Source organism: Phyllobacterium sp. SB3, from assembly GCF_040009165.1.
Taxonomy (GTDB): Bacteria; Pseudomonadota; Alphaproteobacteria; order Rhizobiales; family Rhizobiaceae; genus Phyllobacterium.
This window is the reverse complement of the sequence record NZ_JBDYKI010000003.1, coordinates 281,073-305,432: the sequence shown is the minus strand read 5'-3', so window position 1 is coordinate 305,432 and position 24,360 is coordinate 281,073. Positions and strand designations below refer to the sequence as shown.

26 protein-coding genes are annotated in these 24,360 nt (G+C 52.6%); 15 read left to right on the top strand and 11 right to left on the bottom strand.

The window, feature by feature from the left end; translation table 11 throughout:
* Window positions 1-60 precede the first annotated feature (60 nt).
* The 12 genes from lgt (at window position 61) to ABKW30_RS12600 (ending at window position 10,421) form a co-directional block, all read left to right on the top strand.
* Window positions 61-912, top strand: coding sequence for a prolipoprotein diacylglyceryl transferase (lgt, locus tag ABKW30_RS12655; RefSeq protein WP_348599287.1), 852 nt, complete (start codon window positions 61-63; stop codon window positions 910-912).
* On the top strand, window positions 909-2,000 hold the full coding sequence (locus ABKW30_RS12650) for a class I SAM-dependent methyltransferase (RefSeq protein ID WP_348599286.1): 1,092 nt from the start codon (window positions 909-911) through the stop codon (window positions 1,998-2,000). Before lgt ends, ABKW30_RS12650 begins: the two co-directional genes overlap by 4 nt.
* Window positions 2,001-2,064: 64 nt before the next feature.
* Window positions 2,065-2,850, top strand: coding sequence for a peptidoglycan editing factor PgeF (gene pgeF / locus ABKW30_RS12645; protein ID WP_348599784.1), 786 nt, complete (start codon window positions 2,065-2,067; stop codon window positions 2,848-2,850).
* Window positions 2,851-2,854: 4 nt separating this feature from the next.
* Window positions 2,855-4,006 (top strand): Xaa-Pro peptidase family protein, encoded by a 1,152-nt coding sequence (locus ABKW30_RS12640; RefSeq protein ID WP_348599284.1) that lies wholly within the window; start codon window positions 2,855-2,857, stop codon window positions 4,004-4,006.
* Window positions 4,007-4,068: 62 nt separating this feature from the next.
* The gene (locus tag ABKW30_RS12635) at window positions 4,069-4,671 is read left to right on the top strand and encodes a hypothetical protein (RefSeq protein ID WP_348599283.1); all 603 of its coding nucleotides are present in this window, start codon (window positions 4,069-4,071) and stop codon (window positions 4,669-4,671) included.
* Window positions 4,672-4,815: 144 nt separating this feature from the next.
* Window positions 4,816-5,748: a ribose-phosphate pyrophosphokinase gene (locus tag ABKW30_RS12630; protein WP_348599282.1), complete on the top strand. Its 933-nt coding sequence runs from the start codon at window positions 4,816-4,818 to the stop codon at window positions 5,746-5,748.
* Window positions 5,749-5,961: 213 nt separating this feature from the next.
* Entirely contained in the window at window positions 5,962-6,600 is a 639-nt protein-coding gene (locus ABKW30_RS12625; protein WP_348599281.1) for a 50S ribosomal protein L25/general stress protein Ctc, read from the top strand.
* A gap of 24 nt (window positions 6,601-6,624) precedes the next feature.
* On the top strand, window positions 6,625-7,344 hold the full coding sequence (pth, locus tag ABKW30_RS12620; protein ID WP_348599280.1) for an aminoacyl-tRNA hydrolase: 720 nt from the start codon (window positions 6,625-6,627) through the stop codon (window positions 7,342-7,344).
* Between the two features lie 12 nt (window positions 7,345-7,356).
* On the top strand, window positions 7,357-8,460 hold the full coding sequence (gene ychF / locus ABKW30_RS12615) for a redox-regulated ATPase YchF (protein WP_348599279.1): 1,104 nt from the start codon (window positions 7,357-7,359) through the stop codon (window positions 8,458-8,460).
* A gap of 9 nt (window positions 8,461-8,469) precedes the next feature.
* Complete coding sequence (locus ABKW30_RS12610; RefSeq protein ID WP_348599278.1) at window positions 8,470-8,931, top strand: MaoC family dehydratase; 462 nt, start codon at window positions 8,470-8,472, stop codon at window positions 8,929-8,931.
* Window positions 8,928-9,404, top strand: a complete 477-nt coding sequence (locus ABKW30_RS12605; protein ID WP_348599277.1) for a MaoC family dehydratase — start codon at window positions 8,928-8,930, stop codon at window positions 9,402-9,404. The genes ABKW30_RS12610 and ABKW30_RS12605 overlap by 4 nt, the downstream gene beginning before the upstream one ends.
* Before the next feature lie 111 nt (window positions 9,405-9,515).
* The gene (locus tag ABKW30_RS12600) at window positions 9,516-10,421 is read left to right on the top strand and encodes an alpha/beta hydrolase-fold protein (RefSeq protein WP_348599276.1); all 906 of its coding nucleotides are present in this window, start codon (window positions 9,516-9,518) and stop codon (window positions 10,419-10,421) included.
* Between the two features lie 3 nt (window positions 10,422-10,424).
* On the opposite strand, the gene ABKW30_RS12595 is transcribed toward ABKW30_RS12600, so the two are convergent.
* The 6 genes from ABKW30_RS12595 to ABKW30_RS12570 all read right to left on the bottom strand — a co-directional run bounded on the left by ABKW30_RS12595 (window position 10,425) and on the right by ABKW30_RS12570 (window position 17,931).
* Window positions 10,425-10,970, bottom strand: a complete 546-nt coding sequence (locus ABKW30_RS12595; protein ID WP_348599275.1) for an adenine phosphoribosyltransferase — start codon at window positions 10,968-10,970, stop codon at window positions 10,425-10,427.
* 105 nt (window positions 10,971-11,075) lie between these two features.
* Window positions 11,076-11,945, bottom strand: a complete 870-nt coding sequence (locus ABKW30_RS12590) for a cytochrome c1 (RefSeq protein ID WP_348599274.1) — start codon at window positions 11,943-11,945, stop codon at window positions 11,076-11,078.
* A 20-nt stretch (window positions 11,946-11,965) separates the two neighbouring features.
* Window positions 11,966-13,264, bottom strand: coding sequence for a cytochrome b N-terminal domain-containing protein (locus tag ABKW30_RS12585; RefSeq protein WP_348599273.1), 1,299 nt, complete (start codon window positions 13,262-13,264; stop codon window positions 11,966-11,968).
* Window positions 13,265-13,284: 20 nt separating this feature from the next.
* Complete coding sequence (gene petA, locus ABKW30_RS12580) at window positions 13,285-13,848, bottom strand: ubiquinol-cytochrome c reductase iron-sulfur subunit (RefSeq protein WP_348599272.1); 564 nt, start codon at window positions 13,846-13,848, stop codon at window positions 13,285-13,287.
* 266 nt (window positions 13,849-14,114) lie between these two features.
* The gene (locus ABKW30_RS12575; RefSeq protein WP_348599271.1) at window positions 14,115-15,965 is read right to left on the bottom strand and encodes an ABC transporter ATP-binding protein; all 1,851 of its coding nucleotides are present in this window, start codon (window positions 15,963-15,965) and stop codon (window positions 14,115-14,117) included.
* A gap of 133 nt (window positions 15,966-16,098) precedes the next feature.
* Window positions 16,099-17,931: an ABC transporter ATP-binding protein gene (locus ABKW30_RS12570; RefSeq protein WP_348599270.1), complete on the bottom strand. Its 1,833-nt coding sequence runs from the start codon at window positions 17,929-17,931 to the stop codon at window positions 16,099-16,101.
* Between the two features lie 363 nt (window positions 17,932-18,294).
* Between ABKW30_RS12570 and ABKW30_RS12565 the strand changes: the two genes are divergently transcribed.
* Window positions 18,295-18,768 (top strand): tRNA (cytidine(34)-2'-O)-methyltransferase, encoded by a 474-nt coding sequence (locus ABKW30_RS12565; RefSeq protein ID WP_348599269.1) that lies wholly within the window; start codon window positions 18,295-18,297, stop codon window positions 18,766-18,768.
* 44 nt (window positions 18,769-18,812) lie between these two features.
* On the opposite strand, the gene ABKW30_RS12560 is transcribed toward ABKW30_RS12565, so the two are convergent.
* A complete protein-coding gene (locus ABKW30_RS12560) occupies window positions 18,813-19,916 on the bottom strand; it encodes an ABC transporter substrate-binding protein (RefSeq protein WP_348599268.1) in 1,104 nt (367 codons plus the stop codon).
* A gap of 220 nt (window positions 19,917-20,136) precedes the next feature.
* Window positions 20,137-20,409 (bottom strand): hypothetical protein, encoded by a 273-nt coding sequence (locus ABKW30_RS12555; RefSeq protein ID WP_348599267.1) that lies wholly within the window; start codon window positions 20,407-20,409, stop codon window positions 20,137-20,139.
* Between the two features lie 156 nt (window positions 20,410-20,565).
* On the opposite strand from ABKW30_RS12555, the gene hemF reads away from it, so the two are divergent.
* Both hemF and ABKW30_RS12545 read left to right on the top strand, forming a co-directional pair.
* Window positions 20,566-21,477, top strand: a complete 912-nt coding sequence (hemF, locus tag ABKW30_RS12550; RefSeq protein WP_348599266.1) for an oxygen-dependent coproporphyrinogen oxidase — start codon at window positions 20,566-20,568, stop codon at window positions 21,475-21,477.
* Between the two features lie 96 nt (window positions 21,478-21,573).
* A complete protein-coding gene (locus ABKW30_RS12545; protein ID WP_348599265.1) occupies window positions 21,574-21,756 on the top strand; it encodes a DUF1059 domain-containing protein in 183 nt (60 codons plus the stop codon).
* A gap of 7 nt (window positions 21,757-21,763) precedes the next feature.
* Here ABKW30_RS12545 and ABKW30_RS12540 read toward each other — a convergent pair whose 3' ends face one another.
* The 3 genes from ABKW30_RS12540 to ABKW30_RS12530 are packed head-to-tail and all read right to left on the bottom strand — an operon-like array spanning window position 21,764 to window position 24,275.
* Window positions 21,764-23,035: a CCA tRNA nucleotidyltransferase gene (locus tag ABKW30_RS12540; RefSeq protein ID WP_348599264.1), complete on the bottom strand. Its 1,272-nt coding sequence runs from the start codon at window positions 23,033-23,035 to the stop codon at window positions 21,764-21,766.
* Entirely contained in the window at window positions 23,032-23,670 is a 639-nt protein-coding gene (locus ABKW30_RS12535; RefSeq protein WP_348599263.1) for a CoA pyrophosphatase, read from the bottom strand. Before ABKW30_RS12535 ends, ABKW30_RS12540 begins: the two co-directional genes overlap by 4 nt.
* Window positions 23,667-24,275: a DUF1285 domain-containing protein gene (locus tag ABKW30_RS12530; protein ID WP_348599261.1), complete on the bottom strand. Its 609-nt coding sequence runs from the start codon at window positions 24,273-24,275 to the stop codon at window positions 23,667-23,669. Before ABKW30_RS12530 ends, ABKW30_RS12535 begins: the two co-directional genes overlap by 4 nt.
* Window positions 24,276-24,360 lie beyond the last annotated feature (85 nt).

Below are 24,360 nucleotides of genomic sequence, written 5' to 3'. Positions count from 1 at the left end.
GCTCGTCACGCCCTCGCGCATGGTCCCGCAAAATTGCGAGAAACGAGACGGAGTGCCTTTGTGAGCGAACTTCTGGTACCGACATTTGCTGCGATAGCTTTCCCTGAGATCGATCCGGTTATTTTTTCACTCGGGCCTATTGCAGTGCATTGGTATGGTCTCGGCTACGTCGTCGGCATCCTCTTTGCCTGGTGGTACGCAAAAAAACTCATTAGCAAACCACGACTTTGGGCTAACAACACGCCACCCATGAAGCCTATCGACCTTGATGACTTCGTATTATGGGCAGCGCTGGGTGTGGTCCTAGGTGGCCGCATCGGCTATATTCTGTTTTATGATTTCGCAAAATACATTGCGAACCCTCTGGATGTGTTCAAGGTCTGGGAAGGCGGGATGTCCTTCCACGGCGGGTTGCTCGGCACTACACTCGCGATGGTACTTTTCGCAAGATCCCGCAAAATCAAGATAGCCAGTATGCTTGATACCGTGGCGGCTGGCGTGCCGGTTGGCCTCGGACTTGTACGCATAGCAAACTTCATTAATAGCGAGCTTTGGGGCCGACCAACCGATGTGGCATGGGGAATGGTATTCCCGACTGGCGGGCCTGAGGTGCGCCATCCGAGCCAGCTCTACGAAGCCGGACTTGAAGGGATTGTCCTCTTTACCGTCCTCGCGCTGCTAATCTTTTATGGCCGCAAACTGAAAAGCCCTTTCTTTATCAGCGGCACCTTCGTCGCGCTCTACGGAGTGTCGCGAATTATCGTGGAATTTTTCCGCGAGCCTGATGCGCAGCTTGGCTACCTTTTTGGCGGCTGGTTGACGATGGGCATGGTGCTTTCAATACCGATGGTTCTCATTGGTCTCGCATTCGTCCTGTACGCGCGAAATCCAGAGGTAAAAACTCAACGATGAGTCTGAAACAGCGCATCGTTCGGCAGATCGCGGCAACAGGCCCGATCAGCGTGGCAGATTACATGGCGCTGTGTCTCTTTGATCAGGACAATGGCTACTACACAACGCGCGAGCCTTTTGGCAAAAGCGGCGATTTTATAACTGCGCCCGAAGTGAGCCAGATGTTTGGAGAGCTGATAGGCGTGTGGTGCGTCGGTGTCTGGCAAGCGCTTGGTTCGCCGCAACGATTCATCCTGTGCGAGATGGGCCCCGGTCGCGGCACGCTCATGAATGACGTTCTGCGGACTGTCTCAAAACTTTCGCCAGCGTTTATGGCGGCAGCAAAAGTGATGGTGGTCGAATTAAGCGAGCGTTTGACAAACATTCAGCAAGCCAAGCTGGCGGAACAGCCGTGGGATGTTGAGTGGTGCAAGGATATATCTGAAACTCCTGCAGGTCCGCTTATCCTTGTCGCCAATGAGCTTTTTGATGCAATCCCCTCACGGCAATACGTGAAATCCAATGGCCATTTTGTCGAACGGATGGTCTCTGTCGATGCTAATGGCAATCTGCTCTTTGCTGCTGGGTCCGGCTCCATCGAACACAGCCTGCTGCCCGGCGGCAGTACCCTCGAACCTGATGGCAGCATTTTCGAAATTGCTCCTGCGCGAAATGCATTGATACACCAGATTGCCGACCGTATCCGTAGAGAGCGGGGAGCAGCACTGCTCTTTGATTATGGCCATCTGCAACCGGGATATGGCGATACATTGCAGGCATTAAGCCAGCATACGCCAGTTGATACACTTAGCTCTCCCGGAAGAGCCGATATAACAACGCATGTGGATTTCCATAGTCTTGCGCAAACTGCCCACTGTGAGGGCTGCAAAACCAGTGCAATGACCCAAGGCGACTTTCTCATTGCAATGGGATTACTGGATCGCGCCGGTGCTCTGGGTCAAGGCAAGACACCGGAGTTTCAGGAACAAATCCGTACTGACGTCGAGCGTCTCGCAGGGCCGGACGAGATGGGAACATTGTTCAAAGTTCTTTGCGTTACCGATCCTGCAACCCAGACATTTCCTTTCGGGCAAAACGAAAACAGCTGATTGACTTCGTCCGGGAGCTAAACCACCATCCACAGACTTTGGGAGAAATCATTCCGGCATGAACATGTACGACAAGCCCGCACCACTGCGTTCTTCACTGCTGGGATCACCTGAGCAGAACCGAATCGATCACGGTTTTTTCACTCGAAAAGGTGGCGTGTCGGATGGTATTTATCGCGGCTTGAATGTCGGTAGCGGCTCCAATGATAATCAAGCCAACGTCACCGAAAACCGGCGACGCGTGGCAGAAACTTTGAACACACCGCTCTCGCATCTCGTAACCGTGCATCAAGTGCACTCGCCCGACGTTATCACAATTACCGCTCCCCTTACCGGCGAACGCCCCAAAGCTGACGCCATGGTTACTGCAACGCCAGGCATCGTCATTGGAGCATTATCAGCCGACTGCGGCCCAATCCTCTTCTCCGACCCTGAAGCCGGAGTAATCGGCGCAGCGCATGCTGGCTGGCGCGGTGCCATCGGTGGAGTGCTGGGAAATACGGTAGACGCAATGGTCGAACTTGGTGCTAAGCGTGATCGTATTCAGGCTGTTTTGGGGCCTACGATTGGCCCGGACAATTACGAGGTGGGCGGCGAGTTTTACGAACAGTTTATTGGAACAGATTCTTCCTTCAAAAGGTTCTTCCGAGAGTCCGCTAACGAGAACCACAGGATGTTGGATCTTTGGGCATTTATAACGGCGCAGCTTCAACGTGCTGGAGTGAACGCTTCATCCCTTCAGCTCTGCACATATGCTGATGAAGATCGGTTCTTTTCCTACCGCCGCACCACTCATCGCAAAGAACCAGACTATGGCCGTCAAATATCGGCTATCACAATTACGGAGTAGCATTATGGGCCTTCATTTCGAACCGGAAGAATTCACTGCACGCCGTGATCGTTTGATGATGGTGATGGCGGAGCAGAAGCTCGATGCAATCCTCCTCTTTGCGCAGGAAAGCATGTACTGGCTTACCGGTTACGACACGTTTGGCTTTTGCTTTTTCCAATGCCTTGTCGTCAAAGCCGATGGCAGCAATGTGCTGATGACCCGCTCTGCTGATTTGAGACAGGCACGGCAGACCTCTAATATCGAAAACATCATTGTTTGGGCGGACCGCGACAACGCCAATCCGGCTGCCGATCTACGCGAACTCCTGAACGATCTGGATTTGCTCGGTCGCCGCATTGGCATCGAGTATCAAACACACGGCCTGACGGCCGCCAATGGACGCAAGCTCGATGAACAGCTTGCCGCTTTCGGGCAGTTGGTCGATGCATCCGGTCTTGTCGACAAGCTGCGCGTGCTAAAAAGCCCGGCTGAAATCGTCTATAGCCGCAGGGCCGCTGAACTCGGAGATGAGGCGCTGACAGCGGCGCTAAAGCTCATCAAGGCGGGAGCGGATGAAGGCGCTATTCTCGCCGCAATGCAGGGTGCGATTTTTGCAGGTGGCGGAGATTATCCAGCCAACGAGTTTATTATTGGTTCGGGCGAAGATGCGCTGCTCTGCCGCTACAAGGCTGGCAGACGCAAGCTAACCAAAAACGACCAGCTGACGCTGGAATGGTCTGGTGTCTATCGTCATTATCACGCACCGATGATGCGTACCGTCTTGACCGGCAAGACATCCAAACGTCATCAGGAGCTTTATGATGCGTCGCTGGAAGCATTGCAGGCGGTCGAAGCTGCCATGACCCCGGATTCGACCTTTGGCGATGTGTTCGATGCTCATGCCAGAGTAATGGAAGAACACGAACTTACCCGCCACAGGCTCAATGCCTGCGGCTATTCGGTTGGTGCACGTTTCACGCCGTCATGGATGGACATGCCCATGTTCTATTCCGGCAATCCTGAACGCATTCAACCAGATATGACCCTATTTGCTCACATGATCATCATGGACTCAGACAGCAATACGGCCATGACATTGGGCCAGACCTACCTGACGACCAACGGAAAAGCCGAAACGCTTTCCCGCCAACCTCTTGACTTGATCGTAAAATAAAACTTTTGTCAGCTTTGCTTATTAGACCGCTTTTCGCGGTTCATAACGGGGTTTGAGTGAAGATGAAGTTGCGTAATGCACTGACTTGCACCGTCACCGCTTTCGCGATGATAGTTCTGAACGCATGTAACAGCTCGGAGAATTCGCTGGGCGTTACAAAATCCGACCTGCCACCGGCGCAAAACGGGGCAACTACAGCGACTACGACTGACCCAGCCACAGTTCCCGCATCGGGTGCCACACCTGCCACGGGCACCGCCCCCTTGACTGGAACACCTACAACGCCCGGCGCAACTCAAACGGCAAAATTACGGTTCGCACCCATTGTCGGCGCGCCAATTGGTGCTGCTACACCGCTGTCACAACGCCTCTCCGCCCTCGCCAAGCAAAAAGGCATCGTTCTGGGCACTGCTGGTGATACCGATAATACCCATATCATGAAGGGCTACTTCTCCGCCCTGCCTGATGGAAATCAGACCACGATCATTTATGTCTGGGATGTTCTTGACCCGGCAGGCACCCGTCTTCATCGCATACAAGGTCAGGAAAAGGTGCCTGGCGGTGCAACTGATCCATGGAGCACGGTACCTGCCGCAACAATGGAAGGTATCGCGGATAAGGCAATCGACGGCTATCTGACATGGGTTTCGGGCTCCAAGACGTGACATATTTACACGTTTGAGGGCTTAACCTCATTCAATTGTGCATGAATCGCCTCTGCCTGCTTGCAATGTGCGTCAGTCACAGTAAAAGGCGCGCCATACCCTTATTTTGGCTGACGCTCTGAAAAAGACGTGAGGAAATACAGCATGAAACTCTTCGCGGGCAATTCCAATCGCGTTCTCGCTGAATCTGTAGCCAAATATCTCAACATTCCACTTGGCAAGGCCAGCGTACGGCGTTTTGCCGATGAAGAGATTTTCGTCGAGATTCAGGAAAATGTCCGCGGCGAGGATGTCTTCGTCATGCAGTCCACTTCATACCCGGCAAATGATCATTTGATGGAACTCCTCATCATGATCGATGCCTTCCGCCGTTCATCTGCAAAACGCATCACGGCGGTACTGCCCTATTTCGGTTATGCACGTCAGGACCGTAAACCTGGTCCACGCACACCAATCTCCGCGAAGCTTGTTGCCAATCTGATTACTGAAGCTGGTGCGAACCGCGTCCTTACACTGGACCTTCATGCCGGACAGATTCAGGGTTTCTTCGATATTCCAACAGACAATCTCTATGCTGTGCCGGTTATTGCCCGCGATGTACGCGCGCATTACGGCACTTCAAACGTCATGGTCGTTTCTCCAGACGTCGGTGGTGTGGTTCGTGCCCGCTCACTGGCAAAGCGCATTGATGCTCAGCTGGCAATTGTCGACAAGCGCCGTGACCGTCCGGGCGAATCGGAAGTGATGAATGTCATTGGTGATGTCAGTGGAAAAGATTGTCTGTTGTTCGATGATATAGTCGATTCCGGTGGGACCCTTTGCAACGCCGCTGAAGCACTTCTGGCAAAAGGCGCGACAAGTGTTACCGCCTATATCACGCACGGTGTTCTTTCAGGCGGCGCTGTTGCGCGCATCACCGGCTCCAAACTGAAGGAACTGGTGATTACCGATTCCATCCAGCCTACACCTGCTGTCAACGCGGCTCACAACATCCGCGTATTGCCGATTTCTGACCTGATCGGCGAGGCAATCGCACGCACGGCATCGGAAGAGTCTGTTTCCAGCCTGTTTGACTAGGCTTTTAGCCGCCACAACTTGCACAACGGTCATCTTTCCGTTATAGAGCCGCCATCCGCGTAGACACCCTTGGAGGCAACGCGGAATGGGGCGGTCAATCATCTGCCAATGGGGCAACCCGTTCGGATGAGCTTTGGACCGCTTCATGTTTTTGAATCGTCAGTCATGACGTTACACGAACACTCCAGATTTTGAACTTCGAAAGGAAATGCCATGAGCGAAGCATACGAGCTCAAGGCCGAAGCGCGCGAACGGGTCGGTAAGGGGTCCGCCCGGGAAATTCGCCGTAACGGTAAAGTGCCAGCAGTCATCTATGGTGACAAAAAGGCGCCAATCTCGATTACCCTAGACTACAAGACGCTGTACTACAAAATCCACGGCGGCGGTTTCAAGACGACTATTGCCAACATCATTCTTGATGGCAAGTCGATCCAGGTCCTGCCAAAGGATTACCAGCTTGATCCAGTTAGCGACAAGCCAGTACACGTCGATTTTCTGCGCGTATCGGCCAAGTCGGTTGTTAACGTGCATGTACCGATTCACTTCCTCAATGAAGAGCTTTCGCCTGGCATCAAGCGTGGCGGCGTTCTCAACATTGTTCGTCACGATGTAGAGCTTCATGCGCCAGCCAATGCCATTCCGGAAGCGATCGAAATCGATCTGACCGGCAAGGTTATCGGCGACTCGATCCACATTTCCGCAGTTACCCTGCCAAAGGGCGTAACATCGGTTATTCAGGATCGTGACTTCACCATTGCTACCATTGCTGCTCCTGCTGTTCTCGCTGCTGAAGAAGAGACAACAGAAGCCGCAGTTGAAAGCGACGAAGCAGAAGAAAAAGAAGGCGAATAATCGCTTTTACGGGGAGCTGGTCGCGTGCTGCTTATTGCAGGTCTTGGCAATCCCGGCTCCCAATATGCCTCCAACAGGCATAATATTGGTTTTATGGCGGCGGATGAAATACATCGCCGCCATAATTTTTCACCTTGGACCAAAAAGTTTCAGGCCCTCATCGCCGATGGGATGATCGACGGTGAAAAAGTCCTGCTAGTCAAACCTCAGACCTTCATGAATCTCTCTGGGCAATCTGTCGGTGAAGCCATGCGCTTCCACAAGATTGCTCTTGGGGATATGTCTGTCATCTACGATGAACTGGATCTTGCCTCGGGCAAGGTACGTGTGAAAATCGGCGGTGGCTCAGGCGGGCATAACGGCATAAAATCCATCGATGCCCATGTTGGTAAAGATTATCGCCGCATTCGCATCGGCATCGATCATCCGGGCGTCAAGGAACTGGTCACGCATCATGTGCTTGGTAATTTTGCCAAGTCGGACTCCGAGTGGCTGGAACCTGTGCTCGATGCAATCGCTGCCAATGCAGGTTATATTGTCAAAAAAGACGATGCCGGCTTTATGAATCGTGTTGCTCTGGCCACTGGCGGTAAAGCTGAAAAAGCCTCCGGTGAAAAGCCTGTTGCAAAACCGGCAGGTCAAAGCCATATCCGGCAGGCGCGGGCTCAGAAGCCTGCCGTTAACATTCCCAAATCCGGCCCCATGGCCGACATGCTGAACAAGCTCTTCGGCAAGAAAGAATAAGGATCGCACATTATGGGTTTCAAATGCGGCATCGTTGGCCTGCCGAATGTCGGCAAATCGACGCTTTTCAACGCCCTTACAAAGACCGCTGCTGCCCAGGCTGCGAACTATCCATTCTGCACAATTGAACCAAATACGGGTGAAGTCGCTGTCCCGGACCCTCGCCTGCAGGCGATTGCCAAGATCGGCAAGTCCGCAAACATTGTGCCAACACGTATCAGCTTTGTTGATATTGCGGGTCTCGTGCGCGGCGCTTCAAAGGGTGAAGGGCTTGGCAACCAGTTTCTCGCCAATATCCGCGAGGTAGATGCAGTTGTGCATGTACTTCGCTGTTTCGAAGATGATGACATCACGCATGTCGAAGGTCGCATTGATCCTGTTTCCGATGCCGAGACTGTTGAAACAGAACTGATGCTCTCGGATCTCGAAAGTCTTGAGCGCCGTATCGTACAATTCCGTAAACGTGCAAGCAGCAAGGAAAAGGAAGCGCTGACTCTCCTGCCTGTTATGGAAGAGGCGCTCGCCCTGCTTCAGGATGGTAAGCCTGTGCGCTTCATGCTCAATGGCATAGCTGCGGAAGACCTTGAAATATTGCAGGGGTTGAATCTTCTAACCTCCAAGCCTGTGCTTTATGTTTGCAACGTCGCTGAAGAAGATGCAGCAACCGGTAACCAACACACTGAAGCAGTCGAAGAAATGGCTACTGCACAGGGCGCGGAAACTGTGGTCATCTCAGCTGCCATCGAGGCGGAGGTAGCTCAGCTTCCCGAGGAGGAGGCCAAAGAATATCTGGATGCCATGAATCTTGACGAACCCGGACTGGATCGCCTGATTCGTGCCGGATACAAGCTTCTGCATCTCATCACCTATTTCACGGTTGGACCGAAGGAAGCGCGCGCATGGACTGTCGAGCGTGGTTCCAAGGCCCCGCAAGCTGCCGGTGTTATCCACACGGATTTCGAACGTGGCTTCATTCGTGCACAAACTATCGCCTATAATGACTATGTGACACTTGGTGGTGAAGTTCCCGCCAAGGAAGCAGGCAAAGCCCGCGACGAAGGCAAAGAATATATTGTGCAGGACGGCGACATCATGCTGTTCCGCTTTAACACATAAGAGGCAGAAATGAGCGAACCCCGCTATGCATTCGAGGATCTCGCCGTTGGCAGCGAATGGCCGCTGGGTTCAAAAAAAGTCGAGGCCAGCGAGATCATCGATTTCGCCAGCCAGTTCGACCCGCAGCCTTTCCATCTCGACGAAGCAGCGGGCAAGGCCAGTATCCTTGGCGGATTGGCGGCCTCAGGCTGGCACACGGTTTCAATGTTCATGCGCATGATGTGTGATGCTTATCTGCTCGATTCTACCTCCCAAGGGGCACCTGGGATCGATTATGCCCGGTGGCGTGCTCCAGTGCTTGCCGGCGATACACTGACGGGCAAGACGACAGTCATTGAAAGCCGCGTATCAAAATCCAAACCATCGCTCGGCTTTGTGGTTTTACGCCATGAGATTTTCAATCAGGACGGCGTGCTGGTTTGTGATCTGCAAAATACAGGTATGTTCTCGTTGCGGGAGCCAGCGGCATGAAGAGCAATGATGTTGAATCTCACATCGGCGTCGAGATCGAACTTGGCAGCCATACGTTCGGCGCTGATGAAATCATCACCTTCGCCAAAAAGTATGACCCGCAACGTTTTCACGTTGATGCCGAAGCTGCAAAACAAAGCAATTTCGGTGCGCTTTGTGCATCCGGGTGGCACACAACCGCAATCTGGATGCGGCTTAATGTCGAAAGTATGAAAGTCGTTGTTAAAGAAGCCATGAAGCGCGGTGAACAACCTCCACAATTTGGACCCTCACCCGGTTTTGAAAACCTCAAATGGCTGAAACCTGTCTATGTCGGTGACACAATCCGATTCACACGGACGGTAAATAGTATCAGGGCGCTCCAATCTCGTCCGGGTTGGTCAATGATGCAAATGTCTTCCGCTGCCTATAACCAGAACGGTGATCGCGTCATGGAGTTTGATAGCGCCGCTCTGATTGCACTGCCAAATTAACCTTACGATTATAACGAGTTCAACTGTCATCATTTCGCCTGAAATGCTGTGCGACTTACAGCACTTGTCTGGCGATGTGAAGGTGTACGCTTAGCGTGCAACGGGGGGACTTTGAATACAATCAGCCGGTTTCTTTTCTTGCGCGTATTTGCTTCGGCGTTTCTGCTGATCATGTGTACTATTTCAGGCGTTCAGGCTGCTGACGGGCAGCCTTACATGCTTGAAGGGACACAAGTATGGTCGGTTCCAGACCCGGTTTCCGGGCGTGAGTATGAAGTGTTTGTGAGCTTACCACCAAAATACAATGAGCAAACCAAGCGGCGTTACCCTACGCTTTATATCGCTGATGCCGATTACGGCTTTCCACTGATCCGCAGCATTACCCGCCGCATCAATCTTGATGGGGCGGTTACCAGCGACTTCATCCTGATCGGCCTTTCGTATGCCAAAGGCGAGGATGGCATGACTAGCCGTCGCCGGGACTATACGCCCGCGCCGCGTAACGAAGCGAATGCAGCCTCGGCAGTCTCAGGCGGCGGTCCCGCATATCAAAAATACTTGCGGGATAGTGTCTTGCCATTTGTCGACGACAAGTTTCGCAGCGACCCTTCCCAGAGGCTTTTCATGGGGCATTCATATGGAGCACTGCTCGGCGCACAAATCCTGCTCAGCGAACCTACCTTGTTCCAAAGCTATATACTTGGAAGTCCATCCCTTTGGTACGATGATCATGTGATGTTCGATCTGGAGGAAGACTATGCAAAATCGAACAAGAATCTGCCAGCAAACGTGTTCATGTATATGGGTGGTTTCGAGACCGTAAAGACTGGCGATGCACGTTATAATCGCTCGAAGGATATGGTCAAGGACATGGCGGCTTTCGAAGAAAGACTTAAATCACGCAATTATCCAAACCTGCGCATACAGTCAGTCACTCTTCCAAACGAAAATCATCTCACAGTATTCCCGACAGGTCTTACCAAGGGGATTATTGAGATGCTTCCCGCCAGACGATAAACATCAATGCCCGTCGAAATCGATGAGTGTCCGCACTTTCACACCGAGGGCTTCAAGTTTCTTGCGGCCGCCAAGCTCCGGCAAATCTATGACAAAGCAAGCGGCAACGATATCCGCGCCCAACTGCTGCAATAGTTTTACGGCTGCTTCGGCCGTGCCGCCAGTGGCTATCAGATCGTCAACAAGCAAAACCTTCTCGCCCGGCGTAATCGCATCCCGGTGCATCTCCATCTCGTCCAGACCGTATTCCAGACTGTATGCTATCCGAACAGTGTCGTGCGGAAGCTTGCCCTTCTTGCGAATGGGAACAAAGCCGGCTGAAAGCTGATGGGCCATTGCGCCCCCAATAATAAAACCTCGCGCTTCAATACCTGCCACCTTGTCGACCTTGCCGCCCGCATAAGGATGGACCAATTCGTCAACAGCGCGGCGAAACGCACGTGCATTGCCGAGAAGCGTAGTGATATCGCGAAACATCACACCGGGTTTCGGATAGTCAGGAATATTGCGGATGGCATCGACCAGCGTTTGCTTCAAAGTTGAATCCATCTTTTCATTCCTTTGTTTCCGTCGCCATGCTCAGGCAATCTAGGCAGATAACCGCAAAAGAAAAGGGCGCGATGCGCCCCTTTCAAAATCAATGTCTTTGACCACTCAATGTGGAACGTCAGACCAGATTCTGCGCTTGGCCAGATAGACCAGACCTGCAAACAGAATGAGGAAGATCATGACGCGGAAACCTGTCTTCTTGCGTTCTTCCAGATGTGGCTCAGCGGCCCACATAAGGAATGCAGAGATGTCCTGCGAATATTGCGACAGGGTGGCAGGCGATCCATCATCATAAGTGACCTGACCATCCTGCAGTGGTTGTGCCATTGCAAGCGACTTGGCCGCGATGAAGTTCGGGTTGTAGTGTGTCCCTTCCGGAATCTGCATTCCTTCCGGTGGCGTCTGGCCATAACCGGTCAGCAGCGCGTGGATATAGTCCGGTCCGCCTTCCTGATACTGAATCCATGGAGCGAGATCGTAAAGGAACTGCGGGAAACCACGCTCTACCGACCGTGCCTTGGCAATCAAGGAGAAATCCGGTGGAGCAGCGCCGCCATTGGCGGCAGCGGCAGCCTGCACATTCGGGAATGGTGATGGGAAATGGTCAGCCGGAATAGCTTTACGGTTGACGATCTCACCATCCGCATTCGGGGCATCCGGCACTTCATACTCGGCAGCAAAAGCCTTCACCTGGGCTTCATTGTAACCAAGTTCTTCAAGCGAACGGAAAGGCACAAGGTTCATTGAATGGCAAGCAGAGCATACTTCCTTGTAGATTTTCAAACCGCGCTGAAGCTGCTGCTTGTCGTAGTATCCGAATGGACCAGCAAAGGTCCAGTTCATCTGTTCCGGATGTTTGATCGGAAAGTGTGTTGGCTCTGCGGCATGGTTGGCTTCTTCAGCAGCAGAAGCGCCACTGAAAGCCAGCACAGTGCCAAGACCGGCAGCTGCAAGACCGAGGAGGATTTTTTTCATTGTCGATTCCTTCACGATTCTCAGCCCTTTGTCTCAGGAGCAGCAGTTACACCAGCCGGCGTTCCACCACTCTTGGTTTTGGCAAGCACGGCTTCCGTAATCGAATTCGGTAAGCGGCGTGGCGTCTCAATCAAACCAAGCAAAGGCATGATGATGATGAAGAAACCGAAATAGTAAGCCGTTCCGATCTGCGAGAAGATCGTGTACCAGCCCTCGGCAGGACGAGAGCCGAGCCAGCCGAGAACGATCGCGTCTATGACAAACAGCCAGAAGAAAAGCTTGTACCAAGGACGGTAAACAGCCGAGCGAACCTTCGATGTATCGAGCCATGGAACCAGGAACAGGATCGCAATCGAACCGAACATCGTCAACACGCCGCCAAGCTTTGAATCGATCGGCCCGATGTTGAAGGTGATGGCACGCAGCATAGCGTAGAATGGCAGGAAGTACCATTCGGGAACGATGTGCGCAGGTGTCTTCAAGGAATCTGCCGGAATATAGTTGTCCGGATGGCCGAGATAATTCGGCATGTAGAAGACGAAATAAGCGAAGAGAATGAAGAAGATGCACATACCAAAAGCATCCTTCACCGTCGCGTAAGGCGTGAAGGCAACCGTATCGGTTTTCGACTTGACCTCGATACCCGTCGGGTTGGTTTGGCCAGTCACATGCAGTGCCCAGACGTGCAGAACCACTACACCAGCAATCATGAACGGCAACAGGTAGTGCAGGGAGAAGAAACGGTTCAGCGTAGGATTATCGACCGCAAAGCCACCGAGCAGAAGCTCCTGGATCGGAGTACCGATAACCGGAAAGGCTGTAAAGAAACCTGTGATAACGGTTGCGCCCCAGAAGGACATCTGCCCCCAAGGCAGAACGTAGCCCATGAAAGCCGTCGCCATCATCAAAAGCAGGATGATTACACCGAGTATCCACAAAAGCTCACGCGGAGCCTTGTAAGACCCGTAATAAAGTCCGCGGAAAATATGAACGAACACCGCGAGGAAGAACATCGACGCGCCATTGGAATGCAGATAACGCAGGAGCCAACCGGAATTGACGTCGCGCATGATCTTTTCGACAGAATTGAAAGCAATGCCTGTATCAGCGGCATAATGCATAGCCAGCACAACGCCGGTGATGATCTGCGAAACCAGCATGATCGCCAGAATGCCACCGAAGGCATAAGCATAATTAAGATTACGCGGGACCGGATAGGCTACGAAACTATCGTAAAGCAGGCGCGGCAACGGAAGTCGCGCGTCAAACCATTTTTCGATACCGGTATTGGGCGTATAGGATGAATGTCCACCGCTCATGTCGTGTCTCCCCCTAAACCTTAGCCGATTTTAATAACGGTGTCGGAAATGAATGAAAGTGGCGGAACTGGCAGGTTCTCCGGAGCGGGACCCTTGCGAATGCGTCCGGCCGTGTCGTAGTGCGAACCGTGGCATGGGCAGAACCAGCCACCGAAATCCCCTTGCTGACCAAGCGGAATACAGCCGAGATGAGTGCAAACCCCCACCATCACCAGCCAGTTTTCCTTTTCCTTGACAGCAGTACGATCAGCATCGGTTGCCTGTGCATCGCTAGGAAGATTCGCATTGCGCGCGATTGGGTCCTTGAGGTCGCTTAGCTCAACAGCCTTGGCTTCCTCAACTTCTTTCGGCGTCCGGTTGCGGATGAAAATCGGCTTGCCGCGCCACTTTACTGTCAGCGACATGCCCGGTGTCAGGGCCGAAACATCAACTTCAATGGACGAGACTGCCAGCGTGGATGCATCCGGGCGCATCTGATCGATAAAGGGCCAAGCAAAGGCTCCAACACCGACCGCACCGGCCATACCTGTCGCAATATAGAGGAAGTCACGCCGTGTCGGCTCGGTCGTATCGTGTGCGCTCACGGGGCCTGGTCCTTTCCGAATAACAACGCAGCTGAAGTCCCCGCTCTATCAACAATAGCAGATTGGCCCACTTGAATGAGCCACGCGGAATCCCCAACATATCGGGTGGTTTCTAAGCATGTCGCAGGGCCTTGTCCAGCCTGACAGCGCCACAAGGGCAGGATGTCGCAGGGACAACCTCAACACCCGAGGGGTTGTATTTTCACACGAATGAAGGAACCGCCACGTCTGCTCGCCCTTGGTCAATTCGGGGCAGAAAACCAGTTTTACTCCTGCCCTATAAATCCACCAGACTGGCGTGCCCAAAGGTTGGCATAAATGCCGTTCCTTGTGATGAGTTCGTTATGTGTCCCACTTTCTACAATGCGCCCCTCGTCCATCACCACGAGGCGGTCCAATGCAGCAATAGTCGAGAGCCTGTGAGCAATGGCGATAACAGTTTTGCCATGCATCAATTGGTAGAGATTATCCTGAATAGCTGCTTCCACCTCCGAATCCAGAGCAGAGGTTGCCTCGTCCAATACAAGAATGGGCGCGTCCTTCAACATAACTCTTGCGATGGCTATCCGCTGACGCTGTCCGCCGGATAGCTTGACACCGCGTTCACCTACATGCGCCTCAAGACCTTTCCTGCCTTTCGGATCGCTTAAGCTTTCAATGAAAACGTCTGCCTGTGCCCGTCTGATAGCGCTTTGCAGCAGTTCGTCAGAGGCATCGGGCCTGCCGTAAAGAATGTTATCCCGCACCGAGCGATGCAACAACGAAGTATCCTGCGTGACCATACCGATATTGCTACGCAGCGAATCCTGCGCCACAGTTGATATGTCTTGGTCATCAACAAGAATGCGGCCACTCTCAAGATCATAGAACCGTAGCAGCAGATTAACGAGCGTCGACTTGCCTGCACCGGATCGTCCTACCAATCCAACCTTTTCACCGGGCCTAATTGATAGAGACAGGTCATCAATAACAGTTCTCGGACTGTCATAGTGAAATCGCACGTTCTCAAAGCTGATCGCACCTTGCGGCACTACAAGCTCTTTGGCGTCGGGCCTGTCCAGCACCGTGATAGGTTTGGCGAGCATTTCCATGGAATTTTGAATAGTGCCGTAATTGCGAAGCAGGCCGTTTAGATTTGCCATCATCCGGGTCAACAACATACTCAGGCGCAGCACGAGGCCAAGGGTGAAAGCCACTTCACCGGATGAGATTTCGCCAGCAAGCCAAAGGTCAATCGAAACATAGGCCACTGTACAAATCATGACACCGCTGGTGGATGCCAATGAAATACGGATACCACTCAAGCCACGTGTCAGCGTCGTTATGGCATGTAACCAGCGATCCATGCCCTGACGGATATAGGCATCATCCCTGCTCGCCGTGCCGAATAATTTCAACGTTTGGATATTGCTGTAACCATCGACAAGCTGTCCCATGGCAACTGAGCTGCTCTCTGCCGTTTCGCGCGCAGCACGACGGACGCGCGGAAGAAAGTAACGCGCTGTCAAGCCGAATACTCCCAGCCAGACGATCACGACAGATGCCAGACGCCAATCAAGTCTACCTATGAGAAACAGGGTCGTGGCGCAGTAAACCAGACTGAACCATACAGCCTGCAACAGCGTCACCATGAAATCACCCAAAGCCTGACCAGTCGCCCAGACTTTCGTAACGATCCGCCCGGAAAAATCGTTCTGGAAAAATGACAGGCTTTGCCGATAAACGACGCTATGCGCTTGCCATCGAACCAGATTATTGAAGCCCGGAACAATCGCCTGCTCTTCCACGAGTGCCGCCAGCGAAAGCACAAGCGTTCGCCCGACGAATATGGCCAGAAGCATTAAAAGCAGCGCCAACCCATGCCGGTCAATCAGTCCTCGCCAGCCTTCGGCGCGATCTGTAGATGAGAGAATGTCGATAATTTCACCGACGAACCAGAAGAGCCCTGCTTCGAAAAACGCGATGAGCCCTCCACAGACAAGCATCGCCAGGAATACATATTTTTGCTGGCGGACATAGAACCACATGAATGCCAATGTGCGGTTCGGAACCCGGTTTGCCGGGGCCTTTGCGTAAGGATTTACCCAGCTTTCGAAAAGAGCAAACAGGTGCTTCATGCAAACCACATCAATTTGGAGAATCCTTGTGGTTTGTTGAACCAAAGCCGCCGCACCGGATTGACGACTGACGGGATACTTTCCGTTGAGTCCCGCCAGCCGTCAAATTAAACTTGGTTCATGCTTTCGTATGTCAGTCATCCAACCCAAGAAATCCGCCGGATTGGCGGGCCCAGAGATCAGCATAGATACCACCAGCCGCAATGAGTTCATCGTGACTACCGCTTTCCACAATCTGTCCCTTATCCATAACGACAAGCCGGTCGAGAGCTGCGATTGTCGAAAGCCGGTGAGCAATGGCGATAACGGTCTTGCCTTGCATCAGGCGATAAAGATTATCCTGAATTGCCGCTTCAACCTCGGAATCAAGCGCCGACGTAGCTTCGTCCATAATCAGGATCGGAGCGTCCTTGAGCATCACCCGGGCAATGGCTACACGCTGTCGCTGTCCGCCTGACAGTTTGACACCGCGCTCACCCACATGGGCGTCGAACCCGCGGCGTCCTTTCGGGTCCGAAGCCGATTCGATGAATGCATCTGCCTGCGCATTTTTTACGGCCTGCCGCATCAGTTCTTCAGAGGCATCAGGTCGCCCATAAAGCACATTGTCCCGGATCGAGCGATGCAGCAGAGACGTGTCCTGTGTGATCATTCCTATGTGTTCGCGTAGTGAATCCTGCCGGACCCTCGAAATATCCTGCCCATCAATCGTAATCTTCCCGCTTTCGAGATCATAAAATCGCAGCAGCAGATTGACCAACGTGGATTTGCCCGCTCCTGAACGTCCAACCAACCCGATTTTTTCACCCGGCTTGATATCGAGCGAAAGGCGGTCAATGACGCCTGCTCCCTTGCCATAATGGAAGCCGATCTTATCAAAGGTGATTGCACCGGCACTAACATCCAGATCAGGCGCTGCAGGGACATCCATGACCAGCCGAGGCAATGAAATCGATGTTATCCCATCTTCCACCGTGCCGATATTCTCGAACAGTGCCGACATTTCCCACATGATCCATTGCGACATGCCGTTGAGACGAAGCACGAGGCCAATTCCGACAGCCACCGCACCCACAGATACCGCAGAGTCGAGCCAGAGCCAGATTGCAATTGAACTCACCGAGAACAGCAAAAGGCAGTTCATCGCATAAAGCGTGACATGGAAGCCGGTAACCATCCGCATTTGCCGATAGGCAGTGGAAAGAAATTCTTCCATCCCTTCGCGGGCATAACTTTCCTCACGTTTGGAATGGGAGAAAAGTTTGACCGTGGCGATGTTCGTATAGCTATCAACAATGCGCCCCGTCATAGATGACCGGGAATCCGCCTGCGCCTTGGATGCGACCTGCAACTTCGGAATGAAATACCACATGAGGCCAATATAGGCAGCGAGCCAGAGCAGAAATGGCACCATCAGGCGCAGATCGGCAGCAGCGGCGATAATCAAGGTACCGGTAAAATAGACGATCACATAATTCAGCACGTCAAGCAGCTTCATCACTGCTTCGCGTACGGCCAGCGATGTCTGCATCAGTTTGGTTGAAATACGACCGGCAAACTCGTCCTGGAAGAATGCCATAGACTGGCGGACAACGTAGCGGTGCACCATCCAGCGTATCCGCATGGGATAATTGCTCAGCAAAGTCTGATGGATGACCAGCGAATCGAGAAGCACGATGCCTGGCATCGCTATCAGGACTACACCTGCAAGCAATGCGAGTTTCCAGCCTTCATCGGCAATGAAAGTTTCACGCGAGTGGTTGGACAGCCAATCAACGATATTGCCCAGGAATGCATACATGGACACTTCGAGGACAGCTATCAGCGATGTACAAACCGCCATGACAGCCAGCCACGGCCATACACCACGTGTGTAATGCAGGCAGAATGCTACCAGCGTCTTTGGTGGCTCACTTGGCTCGGCCGGAGGAAATGGCTCAAGCTTCTCTTCAAACCAGCGAAACATTGTCAGACCTCTTTGGGGATCGGCAAGAAATGATGCCCAGCGCAGAATTACCGGACCCGGTTGGAGCGTGATCGAGTGAAAAAAACATGCAAACGCCAACCATTAGGACGAATGCGGACTGTGTCTTGAAGAACCTAGATCGTAAGAACTGACACAGAACCGCTTGCGGGACCGGCCACAGCTTCCTTGGGGAAAGCCATCCGGTTTGGAAGAAGTCGGAAAAATTCAGTCATCGACACCTCCAAATTCTGCTCTAACGTTGCGGTGCAACCCCTATAGCGATTATGAAAGCCAAAAGCGAGGGGCCATTCTTCCTGAATGGCACTTCAGTTAGCCAACTGTTGCCAATGGAGCACGCCGTCTTTGACCAATGAGATACCAAACTTGCGGATCGCGCTTTACCAACCGGATATCCCCGGGAATACCGGCACCATATTGCGCATGGCAGCTTGTTTTGGCATTGGCGTCGATGTGATCGAGCCTGCTGGATTCGACATTTCCGACCGCTCGCTGAAACGCGCGGGCATGGATTATCTGGAACAAGCCGCATTGACGCGTCACGCAGATTGGCAGGCATTTCAGGAATGGCGGATCAGCCAGAGCCGCCGGTTGCTTCTATTTTCAACAAAGGCCGCTACGCCCTATACGCAATTTTCTTTTGAGGACGGCGACATTCTTATGCTTGGACGCGAGTCCGCAGGCGTACCCGAAGATGTGCACCAAGCTGCAGACGCACGATTGATAATTCCTATGGTTCCGGGCGCTCGTTCACTGAACCTTGCCCTGTCCGCAGCCATCGCAACAGGCGAAGCACTGCGACAATTGCAAGTTGGATAAAAAGCCGCCAGCCAAACGGCTGACGGCTTCCTGAAGTTTAGCGATTAATCAAGCTGAACTGGCTTGCCATCTTCCCACTTGTAGAAAACGAAAGCTGGTGTTGTCAGGTCGCCTGTTGCCGAATAGGCGAGATCACCAACAACCGTCGGCAATCCTTCACCGGACTTGATCTTCGCAGCAACTTCTGTTGGCTCTGACGAACCGGCCTTTTCGATACCTGCTGCAATAACCTGCAAGGCAGCATAGGCATTAAGAGTGAAGGCTTCAGCCGGAATATTCTTGGCTGTGAGCGCTTCAACAATCTTCGCAGCAGCAGGATTTTTTGTCGGGTCAGCACTGTTCGTGAATAGTGTACCGGCAGCAGCTTCACCGCCAATGGCCCAATATTCCGTGTTCGACAGACCATCCGGGCCGATCAACTGTGCCTTGATACCCTGATCAGAAAGCTGACGGGCAATCAGACCGCCTTCGGCATGATAACCGCCAAAGTAGATGACATCGGCTTTCTCGGACTTAATACGGGTGATCAGAGCGCTGTAGTCTTTCTCACCTGCATTGATGCCTTCAAAGACAACTTCGGTGACGCCGCCCTTGTTCAGAACCGACTTTAGACCATTGCCGATACCTGTGCCGTAAGGTGTCTTGTCATAGATAATGGCAATGCGCTTGTCCTTGAAATTGTCGAGAATGTACTTCCCGGCAACATCAGCCTGCTGATCATCACGTCCGCATGTCCGGAAAACAGTCTCAAGACCACGGGTTGTCAGTTCTGGCGTTGTCGCAGTTGGTGTCACCATGACGATGCCATTCTCAGCCAATACGTCCGATACCGGCATTGCCACGCCGGATGTTACCGGACCAACGACAAACTTGATGCCTTCGCCCACAACCTGATTGGCAACGGAAACGCCCTGCTTCGGTTCGCCGGCATCGTCAAATACCTTGGTGACGATCTTTTCACCTTTGATGCCGCCAGCAGCATTGATTGCTTCCGCTGCACTTTCAACACCGTTCTTGACCTGCAAGCCGTACGCAGCCACTGGGCCTGTAACTGGCGCGATAATGCCGACAACGATGTCAGCTTGGGCAAATGATGTCATTGCCATGACAGCGGCCGCCGCCACTCCAGAGATCAACGATAAACGCATGGTATCCTCCAATTTTTTTGTGCGTCCCGGAAGATTCTCCGGTGCTGGGAAAAAGTTCTACTGGCTTTAAAATAGACTGTCAGCCACGATTCATTGGAATTAGTGAGAAATAGCTCAAAAACTCAAAATAATTTCAAAACGACGTCAATTTTGACTGTAAATCGATCATTTTATTGAAGAATCTATCAATTTTATTGTTGTTTACCTCAAAAATGCGATTTTAATCGGCATTAGGCAAACGCCGCATCGTGAACTCGATAATGTCACCGGGGCGTTCGTACCAGCTTTCTATCTCGGTCCAATAAGCAGCTTTGGGATATTGGGCAAACCACTCCTTCGCTTTTTCGCGAGCAGCAAGTCGTGGCAATTTGAAACTTTCGCGTACAAAAGCGCCGCGCTGCTGTCCCCCATCTTCGCGGCTTTGCTTCAGTCTTTTGCGCAGGCCGTCGAGAGGCGGCTTGGGAAACTGCGATCTGGGTGCTCTGGAAACCATACTCGTATCCTTCACTGAGCCCTACACCTCATAGATTATGTGCAGAGCGGCGGGAAAACGAGTCATTTTTTGTGCATTTGCGAATTGGGTAAACGGCTGTGTCTTTTGGCTGTAATCTGTTGTGCTATTGTCCGGGCAAACAAGGATTCTTATCTCATGGACCGTCCCGACATACCCGCCATCCTTCCCGAAGCGCTCGAAGAAAAGAAAACTGCGGCAACTGCGTGGTTTACCGAACTGCGCGACAAGATCTGCGCGGGCCTTGAGCTTTTGGAAGACGAACTGGATGGCCCCCTCTCTGATCGCGCCCCCGGCCGCTTCAAACAGACCCCCTGGCAGCGTGACGGCGATGGCGGTGGTGGAACCATGTCGGTGATGCACGGCCGCGTTTTTGAAAAGGTCGGCGTTCATATTTCGACCGTTCATGGCGAATTCAGTCAGGAATTTCGCAAACAGATACCGGGTGCTGACGAGGACCCTCGGTTTTGGGCGTCGGGCATTTCATTGATTGCCCATCCGCAAAGCCCGCTTGTCCCCGCAGTACACATGAATACAAGAATGGTCGTAACGACGCGGCAATGGTTCGGTGGCGGCGCTGATTTGACGCCAGTTCTGGAACGCAAGCGACAGGCGGACGACTCTGATACCGCAACTTTTCACAAAGCGATGAAGTTTGTTTGCGACAAACATTCTGCTGTCGCTGACCATGAAAAATTCAAAGCTTGGTGCGACGAATATTTTTACTTGCCTCATCGCAACGAGCCTCGCGGCACAGGCGGTATTTTCTACGACTGGCTGCATTCATCCGAAGAAAATGGCGGCTGGGATGCGGACTTCAGTTTTACACGTGATGTCGGGCGCGCATTTTCAGTGGTTTATCCCCACCTCGTAAGGCAAAATTTCAATCAGGACTGGACAGATGCCGACCGTCAGGAACAGCTGGTCCGGCGCGGCCGCTATGTAGAATTCAATCTGCTTTATGATCGCGGAACGATCTTTGGCTTGAAGACAGGTGGCAACGTTGATTCCATTCTTTCATCAATGCCGCCAACCGTAAAATGGCCATAAGCCGGAATTTCAGGGATCAATTCAGCCTCTGATGCGTTATAATCTCCATTGTTGTGAAACGAGTGCGCACGCGCACTCGCAATAGGGAGAGAAGCCATGAAAGAACTTCATTGCATTGTTCCTGGTTGCCAGTGGCATACACGTCACGACACCGAGGCTGAAATTATACGTCGGGCGACCGAGCACCTTCGCGAAACACATGGCGAGACGGCTATCCGGGAGTCCATGCTGGAAACCATCAGGGCCAATATTCAGCCTGAAAAAGGCAAAGCCGCCTGATACGATTTTATACCGTACTTGCAATCTCCGGTATTCGCGCAAGTAATGCATCGCGGCCTAGCGCGAAGCCGGAGTTCACCCATTCTTCTTCGAGTTGCCGTTGAATCTGGCCGATCGCTGGACCTTCCAGTCCGCTGTTTGACAAGATGTCGCCACCGGAGAGTGGAAATTTCGGTCGCTTATAACCGGCAACATAAGTCAGTAATTTGGATAGATGGCCTGCGCGCATCATGGCTTTGTTGTCGTTCAGGGCTTGTGTACGGGCGCTAACCACTGCCAGACGCAGTCGGTCCTCAATGCCTTTGACATTGCTGCGATAAAGCTTCTTGGCAAAGCCGGTTTCAGATATTTCTGCAGAAGGGAGGGACGCATTTGCCCAATATTCAAGCCGCTCACGCTCACCATTAGACAGTTTCAGCCTTCCTGCCATCGCCGCTACACGCACTGCATCAGGTGGTATAATACTGGCAAGACGAAGTAAGGGATCAGTATCCCAGCGCAAATCCTGCTCGGTAGTGACAAGGCCGTGAATGCTATCGATGCCCCACTTTTCGCTTTCCGGCAGGATTGCGGTCAGGACACCGGCCTGCCGCATCCACAACAGAGCCCGTGATGGGTCAGGGGCGGAAAGAAGTTTTTTAACTTCTGACCATATCCGCTCTGCCGACAACTGCGCCAAGCCGTCCTTGAGACGTGCACAAGCCTTTAGCCCGTCACTTTCGGGGCGACCTTTGCCGTACCACGCAAAGAATCGGAAAAACCGTAATATTCGGAGATAGTCCTCGCGGATGCGTTGCTCAGGATCTCCGATAAAGCGCAAAGTCTGGCTTTCAATATCCGCAACACCGCCAACCAGATCCATCACCGTACCGTCAGCGTCGGCATAAAGCGCATTGATACTGAAGTCGCGGCGTTGTGCATCCACCAGCCAATCGCGACCGAAGGCGACTTCAGCATGCCGTCCATTGGTACTCACGTCAGCACGCAGACTTGTGACCTCAAAAGGCCTGCCGTTGCTCACGATAGTTATTGTTCCATGATCAATCCCGGTTGGAATTGCTTTAAGGCCCGCGCTTTCCGCACGTTCCAATGTTATTTGCGGCAAACAAGTCGTCGCGATATCAATATCGGTTACTGCTTGACCGAGGAGTGTATTGCGCACGGCACCGCCGACAATGCGGGCCTCCTCGCCGCCGGATGACAATAGGGCCAGTAGCGATTGCAGCGATGGCTCGTCGAGCCAATCTGCTTTGCCTGCAATGGAAGTCGTATTGCTCAAGTGTAGAGCCTTTCATAAAGTGTTCGAATAATACCTGCGGTAGCGCCCCATATAAAGCGGTCACCAAAAGGCATTGTATAATAAAAGCGTTCCTTGCCTTGCCAAACCCGGCTTTCGCGACGGTGGTTGGCAGGGTTCATCAGGAATGACAAAGGTACCTCGAAAACGTCCGCGACCTCATCAGCATTTGGAGTTAGATCGAAGGGCGGATAAACCAGACCAATTACCGGCGTGATGGAGTAGCCGGTGGCTGTCAGATAGCGCGGAAGGCGGCCAATCAGTTCGACTTTACTACGCTCCAGCCCGATTTCCTCATGGGCCTCACGCAACGCTGCTATTTCTGGCTCATAGTTGTCTTCCGGATCGATTGCACCGCCGGGAAAAGCGACCTGACCTGAGTGTTTGCGCATGTTGGCGTTCCGCAACGTCAAAATAACACTCGCCTCATCTCCGCGATCAACAATCGGCACGAGGACTGCTGCATCTCGCAACGGATTGGCAGCGATCATTGCGTCAAGGTCGGGATTAAGCACATGGTCGCCGTGATCGACATCATCATCCCGTCTGCTCTTGAGCACTATTCGCTGTGCAAATGCGCGTGCCGAAAAGCCTTCATCCAAAGCGTGTTCACTCATAGGCTCTGCTTTTCAAGTTCGCCCGCTGGCATGATTGGAAAGACTGTTCCCTTGGACCGCACCGCAAACATGGTCTGGCCATCGATTTCGATTTCCTCACCGTGGTTGACCAGTTCATACATGACAGGCCTCGCCAAGAGGGCTTCAAGGCGCCCACGCACAAGCAAATAAGGCTTCAGGCCGCCATTTGCCTTATCAACAATAAAGCGCAGTGGATTATCGTGGCCAGCCTCAACAATGTCTCCGACATTAGTGCGGAACGTCATGGTTTGAGCATCACCCTCACCCGAAACGTTAAGTTCCACCGCAAGGAAGTGCGCGTCCTCAACCCGAATACCCACCTTCTCAACAGGAGTAACAAGATAAGTCTTGCCATCCTCGTCTTTGCGCAAGACCGTCGAAAATAGCCGAACCAACGCATGCCGGCCAATGGGCGTACCCATGTAGAACCAGGTTCCATCGGCCCTTATTTCCATATCCAGATCGCCACAAAAATCCGGATGCCATTTCTCGACAGGCGGCAATCCCTTTCCTGCAACGGTAGCACGCGAGATCAGGGCCTCAAGCCCTGCAGCGTCTCCCGGAATGCTTGTTGATTCTGCCATGGCCAGACCTTTTTTCTGTATACGTCACGAAATAGTCACCGTTGAGCCGCTTGTCAGCATGTCATAGTGATTTAGATTCATTTAA